The sequence below is a fragment of the Burkholderia sp. Ac-20353 genome, assembly GCF_017104785.1.
GTDB lineage: Bacteria > Pseudomonadota > Gammaproteobacteria > Burkholderiales > Burkholderiaceae > Burkholderia.
Window position 1 is genome coordinate 71504 of the sequence record NZ_JAAGPL010000007.1, and the last position, 16367, is coordinate 87870.

Here is a 16367-nt window from a genome sequence, read left to right on the forward strand (position 1 = left end):
AGTCGATCATGCAAGCCCAAACTGTCGAAACCGTCACCACCGACGTTGACACCGTCGAATCCGCAACCGCACTCGAAACGAACTTCGGCAACGAGCAGCCGATCGTGAACGTGCCGTATTCCAGCCTGCGGCGCTCGCCGCTGAACGCCCGCACGAAATCCCTTTCGGGAATTCCGGGACTTGCCGCCAATATCCGTGCGAAAGGGTTGCTGCAAAACCTCGTGGTCCACGAGATCAAGGGCTCGCGCGGCAAGCAGCGCAAATATGGCGTCTGCGCGGGCCAGCGTCGCGAAGCCGCGCTCGATCTGTTGTTCGAGCAAAAGCATATCGCCGCCGACTATCCGGTGCCAGTGCGCATCGTCAGCGAAGGCGAAGCACTCGCCATTTCGCTGATCGAGAACAGCGAGCGCGAAGGCCTCGATCCGTTCGACGTGCTGCGCGCCTACCGGATGCTGGCCGACGAAGGCCGCAGCGTCGATTACATCGCCGCGCTCTTTTCCGCCTCGCCCATCACCGTCAAACGGCGCATGAAGCTCGCCAACGTGTCGCCCAAACTACTCACGCTGCTGCGCGAGGACGCAATCACGCTCGACCAACTGGCCGCGCTCGCCCTCGCGGATGACCACGACACGCAAGAGCATCTGTGGTTCGAGGCAAACGAGTGGCAGCGTCAACCGCACTATCTGCGGCAGGCGATCACACACGCCGAAATTGACGCGAGCCGCAGTCGTCACGTGCGCTTCGTTGGTCTGGCCGCCTACGAGGCAGCAGGCGGCTATGTGCGTCGGGATCTCTTCAGCGACGATGAGAATGCTGGCTATATTGCCGACGCCGACCTGTTGCAGCACCTCGTCGCACACAAGCTCGACGCGGCCGCCGAGGATGTGCGATCCGAGGGTTGGGGCTGGATCGAAACACGCGTCGAGCGCGACGTGCTCGAACTGAACCGTTACGGCAGGCTGCGCCCGATCCAGCGTCCGTACACCGACGACGAGCAGCATGAAATCGATGCGCTCACCGCGCAGCGGGACGAACTGACCGACAGGCTCGACGCGCTGCCTGAGGACGATGAAGATGCCTACGCGGACGCTGAACGCCTTGACGCCGAAATCGAGCAGGTCAGCACCGCGATCCGCGCACTCGAAAGCCGCGCTGCGGTGTGGGAGGCGCCGCAGATGACCGAGGCTGGCGCGTTCGTGCTCGTCGGCCCGCAGGGCGAACTGATCATCGAGCGCGGTCTCGTGCGCTGCGAGAACAGCGCAGCACTCGACGCGGCAGGCGCGACCGTGACCGGCACACCTGACGCCGAAGCCCCGGACACGTCGGGCACGTCGGGCACGTCGGGCACGTCGGCATCGAAGATCAAGCCCGTCCACAGCGCGAAGCTCTGTCAGCGGCTGACCGCGCACCGCACCGCCGCCATCCACGCGGAACTGGTCGCCCAGCCCTCCGTCGCTCTCGCGGCCCTGCTGAGACACCTGATCCCGCAGGCGCTGCCCGAGCACTATGGCTATTCGTCCGCACCGGACTATCTGGCGCTGTCCGGCAAAAACAATCACGATACCCTGCTGAGCGCTGCAGACGACCTGCCAGTCAGCCCGACGTGGAACGCCATCGAGACGCAGCGCACGCGCTGGATCGCGCAACTGCCGGTGAAACGGGCCGATCTGCTGCCGTGGTTGATCAGGCAGGATGTGCACACGACCCTGCTCGACCTGCTTGCATTCTGTACCGGCACGCTGCTCGACGGCATCGCAAGCGACGAAAAGCCGCATGCGATCAACGCACTCGCGGACACACTGAACCTTGACATGACACGGTACTGGACTCCGACCCGGACCACGTATTTTGATTATGTCAGCAAGGCCCGCATCGCGGAAGTCGTGTCCGGTGCGGTGTCCCCGAAAGTTGCCGCCGACCTTGCGATGATGAAAAAAGCCGACGCTGCTGCCGCCGCCGAACTGCGCCTCGCCAAAGTCGCATGGGTCCCGGAAATCCTCACCAGTCGCCAGATTCCGGCGACGCCCTCGTGGGCTGTCCGCGACGACGACGATGAGGACGACGCCAACGCCGAGAACGATGGCGAGGGCACGCCGGATGACGAGAATGCCGAACCGAATTCAAGCGACGGCAACGAGCACGTCAACAACGCCCCTCTTGATGCGCAAGCGCCGTCTACTACCCGCAGCGAACCGCCACCGTGGCCCTTCCCGACTTCCGCCACGCTCAATACGGAGCAAGCTGACTCACACGACGCATAATCTTCCCCGCTCGTGCCGATGACGCGGCACAGCAGACGGCAACACCCGTTAGGGTTTGCCGTCTGCCTGCCGAAGCTGCGTCGCGCGACAATCCGCGCCCGCCGAATGACAACCCATTCGCCCATCCCCCCACCCACCGGCGACCAGCAGCATCAGGCAGAGGACAGCACCGCCCGCCAGCAATAGGCGGCGCATCGAGCGTGCAAAACGCCGTTCCATCTCGGTGGCCATCGCCTCCGCCCGCGCCGCCGCCGCGTCGATTGCCTCATCCAATCGCTCACGTTGCTCGCGCCCGGACATCGCAGCCGCCCCAATCATTCGATTACCGGCCGTGCGCGCAACCTGACTGGCCATGCGTGCCGTTAAGGCTGTCAGTGCCGTCTCATTCAGAGTCGCTAATGTAGCCCGGTACCGCGCCTCGTGTTCCTGTATCAGATTTTCCGCCAACTGGATCGTCGTCTTGCACCGATCGAGCGCGTCGCGGTGTTGTTGCATCAGCGCATCGGTCGCGCCGCCAACTTCACGGCGCGCCGCTTCGAGACTACCCTCGCTCGCCCACCGGATACGTTCGGGCATCGCCTCATACAGACGCGCGTAGTATTCGAGCACGACGATAATCGACCAGAGTGCGTCATTGTCCTGCAGGTTCAAGACCCTCGACACCCGATGCATCCGGGCCAGACTGGCTTCGTCCGGGACATCGCCGGACACGTCGTGAAACAGGCGGGTGAATGAATCGACCGATTGCGATCGTCTACGGCTCATGGGCGGCCCCGTCGGTACTGATCACCTTCGCGAACATCGTGTCGCACAGACGCCGCCAGCGCAGCAGCTCCGCCCGCTCCCCGATGTGCATTGTTTCCGACGCCTTACGGATCGACATCCGCCGACTACGAAGCTCATCAGCCACGCGATCCGCCAGATCCGGGAAATCGATCGAATGCCCTCTTGCCTCAATGCTCTTGCGAAGTTGTGACGCCTGATACAACGTGAACTTGTCGGGCGCACCGAAATAACCGTTTCGCACCACATGCGTGACGGCGTTGGGAAAGGTTAAACTGAAGGCATGCAGCAATTCGAGGCTGTCGCGCTGCCGGTTGATCACCCACAGCACGACGAGCTGGCGCCCAAGTTCACCTAGCGTATCCGCGAGCGTGGCGCCAAAGCGGGCGACACCTGTTTGACTGCGCGCTGCTGTGTTCACGATGAGGGTGGCGTCCCGGCGTTCGTCGCAGAAGTTGACCAGACCGATCCAGCCGTCCGCCTCGTCCAGGTCATAGGCGATGCAATGCATCTCGTCCTGGACGGATTTCATCACGTCGGGATTGGACGTATCGGTTTCCACCAGCGCGACCGGAACATCATGCCGTTGCATGTAGTCAGCCAGCGCGAGCGAGACAAAACTCTTGCCCACACCACCCTTACTTCCGCCAACCAGATAAATGGGGTACGTCGTCGCCATATGCGTCCTCTACAGGTTTTCGGTATCGGGTGTGATCTCGAACGAGAACGCGTCCTGAATCACCATTGCCCCCGGCTTGGTTACCGCCTTTCCCCGATCCTGCTCAGATTCATTCCCCGTGCCGTCCACGCGTAACGGCCTCGTCGGGTTGGATTTCTTGGCACGACGCGATGCGTTCGTCGGAGCCGTCGAGATGGTCTTCCCAACGGGCTCAGACCTGCTTTCTTTCGCAGTGCGTTGCATCGCGTATCGCAGCGTACTTGAGCTGATGTCCACGCCCTCCTGCGCCAGTTGCTGGACGATCTCTTCCAGTGTGTACCCTTTTCGTTGTGCGCCGCTGATCTGAGGTTGCATCGACTTCACAGCATCGCGCACGTTGACGCGATGCTCGTGCGCAGGCTTTTCCGGCAGCGCGTCGAGACGGCGAGCCGCAGCGTCCCATTGGGCTTGAGTAAAGCGCTTCACGACCGGCATGATCTGCCTCAACGCATTGCCTTCGTTCCATCTTGCTGGCGGGAATCACTGCCGTCAACGCCCGAGAATTGGCTCAGTTCAAGTGTTCGGAACACACCGGAACAAGCCGGAATTGCCCGGAATCGAAAATTTTTTTGCACCATCGTGCGTAGCCAACAGACCTTTATTAGCGCGCATAGATCGGCATCGACGTGGCGCCTCCGATCGAACGAACGATCACTGTCCGTTGGTAACGAACTGCCTTTGAAATCGGACGCTCATGATCATATGGGCGATGATCACGGCACTGGCCACGATGTACACGGCCGACGCAAGTTTCCTGCACATACACGTCGAGGCCGACTCATTCATTTTTCGCGAGCGCCGACACCCTCGCGAATTGGCGCATCCACTTTTTGCGCAACACACGGCAGGCCATTCTTGTATGCAGCGCTCAGTGTTTAGTCTTCGTGAGTCAAGTGATCAACTGATTTGCACGAGGGCTCGGAGTTGTGTCCACGCGCCCGCCTTGCCTTTCGCGGAAAGTGGTTCATTTTGTTGCGCGAGTCGCGTGGTTTTCCTGCGCGGACGCGCATAGTGTTTTGCAGGGAGTAGGCTATCTATCTGCGTAACGACGATCCGCCACGCTCACGGGATTTGAGAGCAACAACGTTAAAGACACGAAAAGGAGGGATGGCAGGATAGGCTTGCGCCGGTTTTGGGCACCGTATGCGATGCCTGCAGCGTGACGTGTCGCAGTAAAGCCTGAGGGACGACAGAATCGAGTACTTAAGCAATTCGCCCCCGTCGATCATCGATACCGCCAACCGCGCGGGGCGACCTGCATGAAGTTGTACGGTTACGATGGTTGACGGCTAGGAACGACCGGGCTCGTGCAACACGGCAAGGACACGGTGTTGTCCTATAGTCTTGCCGTTGCTCAGAGGCATCTGCGGCCGATGGGCGCCTGGGCGAGGACGTTGAACTTGTTGCAGCCTTGATCTTTCTAGCGACTGACGATCAATCTGCGTTCGCAACGAGAGACAACCGACTCATCACCAAGATCGATATTCCAATATTGTCCAAATTCGATCGCAATGGAGCTTCTTCGTTTGACGGAATATATTCAAAAAATTCCTGAAGCGTCATAACGGCCCATGGCACCAGTTACTCCTTGATCGATACGACCGCGCCCTACCAAAAGGCATATCGAAACTGTTGAGCGTTGGGTCGCGATGTATCGACGTGGCATTCATGCGCCAGCAGCCTCAATCACGGGGAAAATTTTCCATTATGAAAAATAAGATCAGCAAAACAACATTCAAAAATATCCATAAATAGGGATCGTTGCATTTACATGCACTGCCATCTATTACGGTAAAAGCACCTTCCCATATCCAACCCTTTCTGCCAGTCCTTCCCGATCAGCCGCACTAGCGATACGATCGAGTTGAATTTCCGGGAGAATATCCCATGGAGCTTCTGCACCTTGCGATTATCATTGGCACTATTACCGGAATTTCCAAAGGCATCCAACTCTTCAACCGGCAATGCCGACGCCGCTTCCGATACAGCTTTTTCACTGCACAAGGATTCTGGCTTGCGTCCGTTGGCATCAGTTTCCTTTGGCGGGGCTTTCTCACGTGGGGCTCAGCATTTCTGCATCATGAACCAACATCGGGTGGCCTGATTCTCATGACGATGGGACTTGCGGCGGTCATCTGGTTGATCTACCAAAACGTCCGGGACACGAATCTACCGTATGGGGCGGCCGGATCGGCGCTCCAACTCGTACTGTTTTTCCGGCGGGAATCTACATCCTCCCGTTTCTCGCAATGATCCTGCTGCTTCTGCTCTACGCGACATTTAAGGTTGGGCCAGCGTGGTTTATCAATCGATGAATGAACCCGACAGACCGAAACTGCAGCCTCGTTTCGCCTCAAAACCAGCAGTCTCCTCACCATCCGATCAAGGCCACCGTCAAAACAGCCCTGCCGGGTCGTCCACCCTGATCCAACTGTAGAAGATCAGCTTCCCATGTGGAGTTCAGCAATTGATATCGCGGATTGACAACCAATTCTCGTCGTTTTGAGCAGCGAAATCGTCCTCACACCAGCCTCGTGCCGACAAAAACACTCAATTCCTGTCGCCTTGATACGCGAACGCTTAAAAAAAGGCGGCCCGTACCTTTCTATCAACCTGCCCTCGGCGAACGGGTCAGTCCGGCCGGCGGTCGAATTTGTCCATTGCTTCCCACAGACCGTTCAGGTAGACGGCACCAAGTGCGCGGTCGTAGAGGCCATAGCCGGGCTTGCCGGTTTCTCCCCAGATCATTCGGCCGTGGTCCGGGCGCACGTAGCCCGAGAAGCCCGTGTCGTGATAGGCCTTCACGATCGCGGCGATATCGAGCGAACCGCAGCTCGACAGGTGCGCGGTTTCCTCGAAGTCCCCGTTTGCGTCGACCTTCACGTTGCGGATGTGTGCGAAGTGGATGCGCCCCATGCCGCCGAATTCGCGCACCAGTGCCTCGACGTCGTTCTGTGGCCCCGCGCCGAGCGAGCCGGAGCAGAGCGTGAGCCCGTTGGCGGGCGAGTCGACGATGCGCACGATCCGCGCAAGATCGTCGCGGTTTTTGACGATGCGCGGCAACCCGAAGATCGGGCGCGGCGGGTCGTCCGGGTGGATCGCCATCTTCACACCGGCTTCCGCGGCGACCGGGATGATCGCCTTCAGGAAGTACTCGAGGTTCGCCCACAGCCGAGCCTCGTCGACCTCGCGGTATTCGGCGAGCAGCGCCTGCAATTCGTCCGGGCGATAGCTCGAGTCCCACCCCGGCAGCGCGATGCCCTGGTTCGGGTCAATCCCGTCAACTGCTTCCGTGCTGAACGCGAGGCACGTCGAGCCGTCATCGAGCGTCTTCGACAGCTCGGTACGGGTCCAGTCGAACACCGGCATGAAGTTGTAGCAGATGACCCGGACGCCGGCCGCGCCGAGATGCCGGATCGTCTGCTGGTAGTTCGCGATCAGGCGGGCGCGGTCCGGCTTGCCGAGCTTGATGTCCTCATGCACGGGCACCGATTCGACGACCTCGAAGCACAGGCCGGCCTGCTCAATCGTCGCCTTCAGCGCGTCGATCTTGGGCATGGGCCAGGTCTCGCCGACCGGTTCGTCATAGATCGCGGACACGATGTGCGTCACGCCTGGTATCTGGCGGATGTACTGCAGCGAGACCGGATCGGACTCGCCATACCAACGGAAAGACATCTTCATTGAATCAGCTCCTTGCTGGCGGTTCGTGCGGCGGACGGTTGGCCCGGCCACTGGGCTCACGCATTATAATTGGCATACCACTTTGCCAACGTAGTGGTTTACCAGTTGCCCAACGCAGGCATCGTTCCCAGGTTTGAGCAAACGCGTGAGGTTTATCAATCCTTGCTCAGCGCTGAGATAAATTGGTGTACCATTTTTCGATCCGGCGCCACGGGTGGCGGCGGCAAGCCCGTTGCGAGTGTTCGATGACCGATTTATCCAACCTGCCCGGCAACCGTGACGCAGACGCCGCGGACCGCTCCTATATCGGTCTGGCCCGCCAGATCCACGCAATGATCGCGGCCGGCGCGGTCGAGGCGGGCGCGCGACTGCCGTCGGAGCGCAGCTTGGCCGACCGGTTCGGCGTCAGCCGGACGCAAGTGCGAGAGGCAATCATCGCGCTCGAAGTTCAGGGGATTGTGGAGGTGCGGATCGGGTCGGGCATCTATGTGTCGGCGACCGACGGCGCACGGCCCGTGACGTTTGAGGTGCCGCGCGGCCCAGGGCCGATCGAGACGCTGCGCGCGCGCGGGTTGATCGAATCGGAAATCGCTGCGCTCGCGGCGACCGAGCGCAACGATGCTGATCTCGACCGGCTGTTCGTCGCGCTGACGACGATGCGCGAGCAGATGGACGACAAGGCAGCCTACGACACCGCTGACCGCCAGTTTCACTTGCGCATCGCCGAGTCAACCGGCAACACGGTGCTGCTGCACATGGTCACCGCGATGTGGGACTGCGCGCGCAGCGACCCGCTGTGGGACAAGATCGAGGAGCACTTTCACTCGCCGGCGTTGCGCGCGGCGTCGCAGGACGACCATCAGCGAATATTCTCGGCAATTGTCGCCACCAACGCCGCTGCCGCGCGCGAAGCCATGCACGCGCACCTTGCGCGCGTTATTGCTGAATTCACGCAGGCATGGCGATGACGGTCGTGATTCGAATTTGTACGCGCTGACAGGCCGGGCAACCGGGATCCCGTTTGCCGTTGCGGAATCCCGCAATGGCGGCTCAGATATTCATGCGCTGCAGGCAAGCGCCCAAAGCCGGCCCTGCCGCCCCAGCCAATTCCAGGCGACGGCTCTGATGGTCGCAAATCAGCTCCGGAATGGGCAGGTCGAGCAGCACACCTTCGCGCTCGAACGACGCGCGAAGCGCATGGCGCAGCGACAGGTTGGCGACAAAGGGACCGGATACGATGATCCGGGTGGGAAATAGCACACGACAGAGATTGCCCAGTGCCAGCACGAAACTGTCCAGTGCATTCGACGCGACCGTGGAAGACGACAAGTCCATCTCTTCCAGCTGAAGGACCGTCGCGGACTCGTCCGCTGCCGGGTTGAACCGCGATCCAAGCAGCTTCGGACCGACCGCCCATAACGCCGATTCGGTCTCAAGGCATCCAGTCCTGCCACATCGGCAACGCGCCCCCGACTGCGAAACCCGCCAGTGGCCGATTTCCCCGAATCCGCCTGCACCTCCAAATATCGGAACGCCTTTCAACGCAAACGCAGCACCGATGCCGTATCCCCAATGTACCAACAGCGTGCGATCCGACGGTGTCGAGTCGTACATCAGACGCGCGCGCAATTCGGCATCGAGATTGCGGTACGCAAACACGGGTTTGTTCCATTTGCGCAGGACTTTGCGCAAATCCAGACGTCGCATCTGGGGCCAGCGCGACGAGAAAATCCAGGTGGCGTTTTCGGCGTCGATCAGACCTGGCAGCGAGAAACTAGCGCCTGCCAGGTCTGTCGTCTCGGGTGTGTGCTCGACGAGCTCAGTGCGCAAGCTGTCGAAGCTCTCAGCTATCCGGGCGTTGTCGCAGCCCGGTGGGAGTTCTGCCGAAACCTGCGCCGTCGTCTGACCAAGCAAATTGACGACGGACGCCTGGATCGACTGGCCAATTACATGGAATACCAGCACTGCGAGACGATGCGAATTACCGACCAGTGCCAGCGTAGGCCTTCCGCGAGTCGGCCGCCGATTGACCGTCTCGACGAGCAACCGCTGCTCCAGTAACTCTCCAACGAACTCCGACACGGACGTCGAGCGCAGTCCGAGAATCTGCACAAGCTCTTGGCGCGACGCTGCACGTCCCTGCAGGACTTCTGACAGGATTCGCGCCTTGTCGCTGCCGATGCCCCACGACACCGCGGGGTCGTTGACCGCACCGGCATGGATCACGTCGCGACTTCCCAAATCTCCAACGCTCATAGTTAGACAGCACGCGCCATCGAGCGCGCCAAATTTTGTGAACACCGGGAATTATAAAACATCCGGCCACGAGGTACACAGGGATGCGGGGTTGACGCCTCCGGTCGCTCGCAAGCCATCTTGACCATACGCTACAGCTGATCCCATCGGAAAAACTACCTACATTATTTTTGAACGTGTATGTTTATATTTATCGAAAGCGAGCTGCGCGGACGTGTCGAACGCCCATGCGGATAGTTTCAACAAGGCATTGGCGGTCCTGCCGCCATATCGAAGGACTCACTCATGAAAATTGTCGTATCACCGGACAAGACTGTGTTGGGCAAAGCGGCGGCGGACGCCGGAACTGCGGCCATCAGGGCCTCGCTCGAGACAAAGGGTAAAGCCACGATCGTCGTCGCGACGGGCACGAGCCAGATCGACACCCTCGACGCGCTGGTCAACATGACGGATATCGACTGGTCATGCGTCGATGCATTTCATCTCGACGAATACATTGGACTACCGGCCAGCCATCCGGCGAGTTTCCGGCGCTATTTGAACGACCGATTCGTTACACGGCTGCCGCGGCTACGTGGGTTCACCGCGATCAACGGATGCACGGCCAACGTCGACGCGGAACTGAAGCGCCTGAACGGCCTTCTTCGGGATCGTACTGTCGACGTCTGCTTCGCGGGCATCGGCGAGAACGGCCATCTGGCATTCAACGACCCGCCCGCGGATTTTCAGACGGACCAGCCCTACCTGCGTGTCGAACTCGACGAAGCTTGCCGGCGTCAACAGTTCGACGAAGGATGGTTTCCGACCATCGAAGCCGTGCCGCGGGAAGCCATTTCGATGTCGATTGCTCAGATCATGAAGAGCCAGACGCTGATCCTGTCCGTCCCCGATCTCCGTAAGGCCCGCGCCGTGAAGGGGGCCGTGCACGGCGGCGTAACGGCGATGCTTCCCGCATCGATTGCGCAACGCCACCCGCAATGCACGCTGTTTCTCGATCCTGCGTCAGCGTCCGGGCTCGGCAATGCGCCTGAATCGCCTTGATTCGCCCCCATCCTTATCCATCTCAATGACGCAACGATCTACAGGTACGATAGTGAGCCAGACCATTACCGGCAAGGACCCAGCCACCGGACGCAGCCTGCTGCTTCATCTGGAAGGTGGCTGCATCGCGTCGATACGCCCCGGCCCGAAAGACGAACTGGCATGGCTGACGCCGGGGCTGATCGACCTCCAGGTCAATGGATATGCGGGACACGATCTGAACGGCGACGTGCTCGCGCCGGAAACCGTGATTGCCCTCGCTGCTCAATTGAGTCGCCACGGCGTCACGACGTTCGTGCCCACGCTAATCACGTCACCGGAAGAAAAAATCATCGCCAAGCTCCGTGCAATCGCAGTTGCACGGGCTCGAGATCCGCTCACGGCATACATGATTCCGTACGCGCATATCGAGGGGCCCGCATTGGCGGAATCCGACGGCCCGCGCGGCGCCCATCCTCGGGAGCATGTGCGCGCGCCGGACATGGCGGAATTCGACCGGTGGCAGCGCGCGTGCGGCGGCCTCGTGGGCATGGTCACGCTGTCGCCGCACTGGGACGGCACACGGATGTATGTCGAGCACCTCGTCGCGCGTGGCGTCCATGTCTGCATTGGTCATACGGACGCAACGCCGGAACAGGTCGTGACCGCTGTCGATGCGGGCGCAAGCATGTCCACGCATCTGGGTAACGGCGCGCACACGTCGCTGCATCGTCACCGGAACTGTCTATGGACACAGCTTGCAGAAGATCGTCTGCATGCGTCCTTCATCGTCGACGGACACCATTTGCCGGCCGACGCATTGAACGTGATGCTCCGCTCCAAATCGATACAGCGCAGCGTGCTGGTTTCCGACGTGACGAGCATGGGCGGACTTCCCCCCGGCAATCATCTTTCGTCGATCGGCGGCCTGGTATCGTTGTCCCCCGACGGCCGCCTGCAACTGGCTGGCACTGACTACCTTGCGGGTTCCGCAACCCTGCTTGGCACCTGCGTGGCGCGAGCGGTTCGACTTGCCCGACTTTCGCTCGCCGATGCGATCGCAATGGCCACGGTCAATCCCGGCCGCTTTGTCCACGGACGCGGCGTCATGCGTGTCGGTGCGCGTGCCGACGTCATTCGCTTCCATTGGCAGCCGGGCGCTGATTCCATACAGATCGACGGCGCTTGGGTAGCGGGGGGCGATGTCATGGACAGACGAGACAAGGCCATGCCGCCCGTATCGCTTACTGCCGGATAAGGCAAGACGCACTCGATTCGATCCATCAGGCAGGGAACACGTCGTCGCGACCGATTCTTCAACTGGATCGGCCGTTCATCTTAATTTGCATAACTAACTTACGTGCACAATCAAGCGGCACGTTCGCAAGGAGATTTCCGTGAAGTTACTCGACTGGCTTGTCATGGGATCCTACTTTTTCATGATGTTGGGAGCCGGCATCTACGCACGGACGAAAGTGAAGTCCGCCGACGATTTCTTTGCTGCAGGCGGCAAGATGCCATGGTGGCTGTCGGGCATTTCCCACCATATGTCCGGCTACAGCTCGGCGGTATTCGTCGGCTTCGCGGCAATCGCCTACACGACGGGCTTCAACGTATACGTCTGGTGGGCTTTCTCAATCTGCATTGCGCTTGTCGTTGGCTCGATCTACTTTGCGCCGCGATGGTCGAGAATGCGTTCCCGGCTCAATGTTGTCTCGCCGACCGAATATCTAGCGACCCGCTACAACATTCCGACACAGCAAGCGCTAGCTTGGAGCGGATCGTTGCTGAAACTGTTCGACGTCGGCGCAAAATGGACCGCGACCGCGTTGCTGCTCAACGTGTTGGCCGGAGTGCCGGTCATGTGGGGTGTATTGCTCACCGGGGCCGTGACGTTGATCTACTCGGTATTCGGCGGACTATGGGCGGATGCGTTGACGGACCTCAGCCAGTTCATCGTCCAGTTGCTTGCGGGTATCTCGATGCTGGTGGCCGTGCTCGCGAAGCTGGGCGGATGCTCCGCACTCTGGACCGTCTGGGACCGCCTGCCTCCCGAGCATTCCCATCTTTTCAACGGCCAATACACGCCGCTGTTCGCGCTTGCCTATCTGCTCGTCAACACGTTGTCCTACAACGGCGGAACGTGGAACCTCGCGCAACGCTTCATCGCCGCGCCGTCCGGCCCGGAAGCACGCCGCGCAGCTCTGCTGTCTGCCGCGCTCTATCTCGTGTGGCCGCTGGTTCTCTTCTTCCCGATGTGGGCCGCGCCGCTGATCTTCCCCAACTTGAGCGACCCGAGCGAGACCTACGCGCTGCTGACTGCGAAGCTCCTCCCGCCGGGCCTTGTCGGACTTGTCCTGGCAGGCATGTTCGCCCACACGATGGCGATGACGTCGTCCGATGCGAATGCAGTCGCGGCCGTGATCACGCGCGACATCCTTCCGGTGATCTGGAAAGGTGCACGCCGCGCGGGGAGCCGCGCGGAATTGTTGCACGGCCGCGTCAGCGTGTTCCTGTTCATCTCGTTGAGCATCGTGATATCGCTCGTTTCCGATTCGTTCGGCGGCGTTGTCGGTCTGATCCTGCTGTGGTATGGCGCACTGGTGGGACCGATGGCCGTGCCGATGCTGCTGGGGATGCTGCCCGCGTTTCGCGCGTCAGGCCCGGCAGCCGCTATCGGCTCGTGGATTGCCGGCCTCGTCGGATTCGTCTGCACCCGGTACCTGTTCTCGACCGAGATCGCCCATGGCTACCCGCAGTGGAGCACGACGCTTGCTGTCGGTGTTCCGCTGCTCTGCTCCGTGCTCGTTTATGTCGTTTCCGGGCTCGTGATGCCCGCGTCGAATCCTCGAGCCGATGCATTGATCGACAGCCTCGCTGCCAGTGACGATGGTGTCCGCGAGGAAACCGCAAAGAACGTGATCGCGTGACAGCTCACGGAATTCACACTGGATACGAGGTTGAGGTCATGAAGTCGCAGAATTGGGTTCTCTGTTGTGCGTGTCTCGTCTGCCCGACATTCGCCCACGCGGAAACAAGCGTGTCGCTGTCCGGCCGTGTCGACGCCGGTGCCGCTTACCTGACGAACGTGAGAACGTCCTATGGCACAACCGCATCACGCTTCTCAGCGCAAAGTGGGGACTGGGGTACCAGCATGCTCAACCTCAGCGGTACCGAGGACCTTGGTGGCGGTAACCGCGCATTCTTCTTCATCTCGCAGGGCTTCAATGCGATGAACGGCGTGCAGGCCTCGAGCTACCGCAAGTCCTTTCTCGGAATGTCCAGTGACAGCGCCGGATCGATCAGGTTTGGCAGGGATCTTTTCATCGCCAATGGCGTGGCGATGCTGGACCCGTTCGTGCAACAACTGTTCAGCTCCGGTTCCCTGGTGCGCAATCGCAACGGACAGAAGACCAGCAACAATATTTCCTATCAGAGCCCGGCCTATTACGGCTTCGACTTGTATGGACAGTTCTCGTTTGGCAATCAGGCGGGAAATTTCAATGGCGGCGCACCTGGCGGATTTGGCCGCTCGAATGGTCTGCAGCTAACTTACCGTTCGAATGCAGTCGCCGTTCGCGCGATCTACGACGAAATGCGCGACAGCAACGGACGATTCTCGAACGTATTCACGGCATCGCGCGAATATATTCTCGGAGGCATGGTCAACGTCGGTGATTTCACGGTCCAGGCGGTCTACACGCGAATGGATGCACCGGATACGCCACCGGGGCTGGCACACCACGCCGATCACGCATGGCTCGGCGGCAACTACCGGCCAAGTCCGGAACTGACACTGACAGCCGCTGCGTATTACGTGCGGGTCGGTCCGGGTTCGGCCGATGCGACACACGATGGCCATGGACATGCGGCGCTCTATGAACTGGGGGCAACGTACAACCTGTCGAAGCGTACGTTTCTCTATGTGACGGCCGGATATGTGCGCAATTCGGACGGCAGCACGTTTTCCGTCGAGCCAAATGCCCCGGGAGCGAACAATGGCAATTTCGACAACCCGCCGCCTGGCCATTCCCAGACAGGCGTCTATGCGGGCGTGAATCACGCATTCTGAACGATCGGTCGACCGAGCCGGTAGACAAAATTCCGGCCGCAAGCGCCGATCTCGCAAACACCAAGGACATACGGGCATGAACGCACACGCTCAACCGAGACTGAGCACAACGACGCTTGGAAAATGCCAGGCGTATCTTTCGAGCCGGCAATGGCGCACTCCCGGCATCGGCATCGTCCACCTGGGGCCCGGCAACTTTCATCGCGCCCACCAGGCACCCTTTACCGAAGACGCCATGATCCAGGCGGGAGGAGATTGGGGCATCTGCGGCGTGCTAATGCGTGGCGATATCGCCAGGCGACACGCATTCGCAGCTCAGAACGGTCTCTACAGCGTCATCGAGCGAAGCCGTGACGACACGCGCGTGCATATCGTGCGATCGATCACGGAGATGCTCGCGATGCCGCACGACTTTGACGCTGTGTTCTCGCGGCTACGTCATCCTGGCGTCAGGATCGTGTCGCTGACCATTACGGAGAAGGGTTATTGTCTCGCCGCTGGTGGTGAAGGACTCGACACATTGCATCCGGACATCGTCCACGATCTGGAACATCCAGACAAGCCGATCACCGCCGTCGGCGTGCTGGTGGCGGCGCTGGCGCAGCGCCATACCGCACCCTTCACGGTGATGTCGTGCGACAACTTGCAGCACAATGGCGAAGCGCTTCGACGCGCCGTGCTGGATTTCGCCCGCCTCGTCCAACCGGAGTTGGCAGATTGGATCGCCGAATCGGTGCCCTTCCCGTCGACAATGGTCGACCGCATCACGCCAGTCACCACGGGCTCCGACCTTGCCGATGCCGCCGAACAACTGGGCGTGCGGGACGAACTGGCGGTGTCTTGCGAATTCTTCCGTCAGTGGGTGATCGAGGACCGCTTCCCGCATGGTCGCCCTGCGTGGGAACGTGCGGGCGCTCAGTTCGTCGAGAGCGTGACACCCTATGAGCAGGCCAAGCTCCGCATGCTCAACGGCTCGCACTCCGCCATTGCATATCTGTCGATGATTGCCGGCTTCTCCACTGTCGACAAAGCGGTCGCCGATGAACCGATGCATGCGCTGATTCGCGCGATGATGACCGACGAGATTGCGCCAACGCTTACGGTTCCTGCTTCGTTCGACCTGCATGCCTACCGCGACACGTTACTGGAGCGCCTCGCCAATCCAGCACTCAGGCATCGTTGCGACCAGATTGCCGCCGACGGGAGCAAGAAGCTGCCGCAGCGCCTGCTCGCGCCACTCCGGGAACGGCTCGCAGCCGGAGCCTCGATTCGCCGCCTCGCACTGGCAGTTGCTGCGTGGATGCGCCATTTGCGCGGCGAGTCGGAGCTAGGCACCCCGTACCCGATCAGCGATCCGATGAGCGACCGACTTGTTCGGATCGCCAGGGCAACGGGCGATAATCCGGCGGCGACCGTGAATCGCCTGCTTGCCGTGCGTGAGATCTTTCCGGAATCGCTCGCGTCGCATGAACACTTCGTGTGTGAAGTGCAGCAGGCCGTCGCCGCGCTGCAAGCCGGCGTGCGCAACGCGATACGTAAATATCGTTGACTGCCTTGCCGCACTCGATCGTCA

At 60.7% G+C, this 16367-nt stretch carries 13 protein-coding genes; 8 read left to right on the plus strand and 5 right to left on the minus strand.

All coding sequences use genetic code 11. The annotated features are described in order from the left end of the window. Positions 1–8: 8 nt before the first annotated feature. Complete coding sequence (locus G3N94_RS03440) at positions 9–2261, plus strand: ParB/Srx family N-terminal domain-containing protein (protein WP_205790687.1); 2253 nt, start codon at positions 9–11, stop codon at positions 2259–2261. Between the two features lie 48 nt (positions 2262–2309). Here the strand turns inward: G3N94_RS03440 and G3N94_RS03445 are convergent, their stop codons facing one another. Genes G3N94_RS03445 through G3N94_RS03455 form a run of 3 tightly spaced genes read right to left on the minus strand, consistent with a single transcriptional unit; the run spans position 2310 to position 4197 of the window. Then, positions 2310–3026, minus strand: coding sequence for a hypothetical protein (locus G3N94_RS03445; protein ID WP_205790688.1), 717 nt, complete (start codon positions 3024–3026; stop codon positions 2310–2312). Beyond that, positions 3016–3723, minus strand: coding sequence for a P-loop NTPase (locus tag G3N94_RS03450; protein WP_205790689.1), 708 nt, complete (start codon positions 3721–3723; stop codon positions 3016–3018). The genes G3N94_RS03445 and G3N94_RS03450 overlap by 11 nt, the downstream gene beginning before the upstream one ends. Positions 3724–3732: 9 nt before the next feature. Beyond that, positions 3733–4197: a hypothetical protein gene (locus tag G3N94_RS03455; protein ID WP_205790690.1), complete on the minus strand. Its 465-nt coding sequence runs from the start codon at positions 4195–4197 to the stop codon at positions 3733–3735. 1452 nt (positions 4198–5649) lie between these two features. Here G3N94_RS03455 and G3N94_RS03460 point away from each other — a divergent pair. Continuing rightward, on the plus strand, positions 5650–6015 hold the full coding sequence (locus tag G3N94_RS03460) for a hypothetical protein (protein ID WP_346778637.1): 366 nt from the start codon (positions 5650–5652) through the stop codon (positions 6013–6015). Between the two features lie 378 nt (positions 6016–6393). On the opposite strand, the gene uxuA is transcribed toward G3N94_RS03460, so the two are convergent. After that, the gene (gene uxuA / locus G3N94_RS03465) at positions 6394–7446 is read right to left on the minus strand and encodes a mannonate dehydratase (RefSeq protein WP_205790691.1); all 1053 of its coding nucleotides are present in this window, start codon (positions 7444–7446) and stop codon (positions 6394–6396) included. A gap of 245 nt (positions 7447–7691) precedes the next feature. Here uxuA and G3N94_RS03470 point away from each other — a divergent pair, with 245 nt between their 5' ends. Then, entirely contained in the window at positions 7692–8414 is a 723-nt protein-coding gene (locus G3N94_RS03470) for an FCD domain-containing protein (RefSeq protein ID WP_205790692.1), read from the plus strand. Between the two features lie 82 nt (positions 8415–8496). Here the strand turns inward: G3N94_RS03470 and G3N94_RS03475 are convergent, their stop codons facing one another. After that, a complete protein-coding gene (locus G3N94_RS03475; protein ID WP_205790693.1) occupies positions 8497–9672 on the minus strand; it encodes an ROK family protein in 1176 nt (391 codons plus the stop codon). Positions 9673–9987: 315 nt separating this feature from the next. Here G3N94_RS03475 and G3N94_RS03480 point away from each other — a divergent pair, with 315 nt between their 5' ends. From G3N94_RS03480 to G3N94_RS03500, 5 genes are all read left to right on the plus strand, one after another. After that, complete coding sequence (locus tag G3N94_RS03480) at positions 9988–10743, plus strand: glucosamine-6-phosphate deaminase (protein ID WP_205790694.1); 756 nt, start codon at positions 9988–9990, stop codon at positions 10741–10743. 52 nt (positions 10744–10795) lie between these two features. Beyond that, positions 10796–11980 (plus strand): amidohydrolase family protein, encoded by a 1185-nt coding sequence (locus tag G3N94_RS03485; protein WP_205790695.1) that lies wholly within the window; start codon positions 10796–10798, stop codon positions 11978–11980. 139 nt (positions 11981–12119) lie between these two features. Continuing rightward, positions 12120–13652 (plus strand): sodium:solute symporter family protein, encoded by a 1533-nt coding sequence (locus tag G3N94_RS03490; protein WP_205790696.1) that lies wholly within the window; start codon positions 12120–12122, stop codon positions 13650–13652. 38 nt (positions 13653–13690) lie between these two features. Then, positions 13691–14794 (plus strand): porin, encoded by a 1104-nt coding sequence (locus G3N94_RS03495; protein ID WP_205790697.1) that lies wholly within the window; start codon positions 13691–13693, stop codon positions 14792–14794. A gap of 76 nt (positions 14795–14870) precedes the next feature. After that, the gene (locus tag G3N94_RS03500) at positions 14871–16343 is read left to right on the plus strand and encodes a mannitol dehydrogenase family protein (protein WP_205790698.1); all 1473 of its coding nucleotides are present in this window, start codon (positions 14871–14873) and stop codon (positions 16341–16343) included. Positions 16344–16367 lie beyond the last annotated feature (24 nt).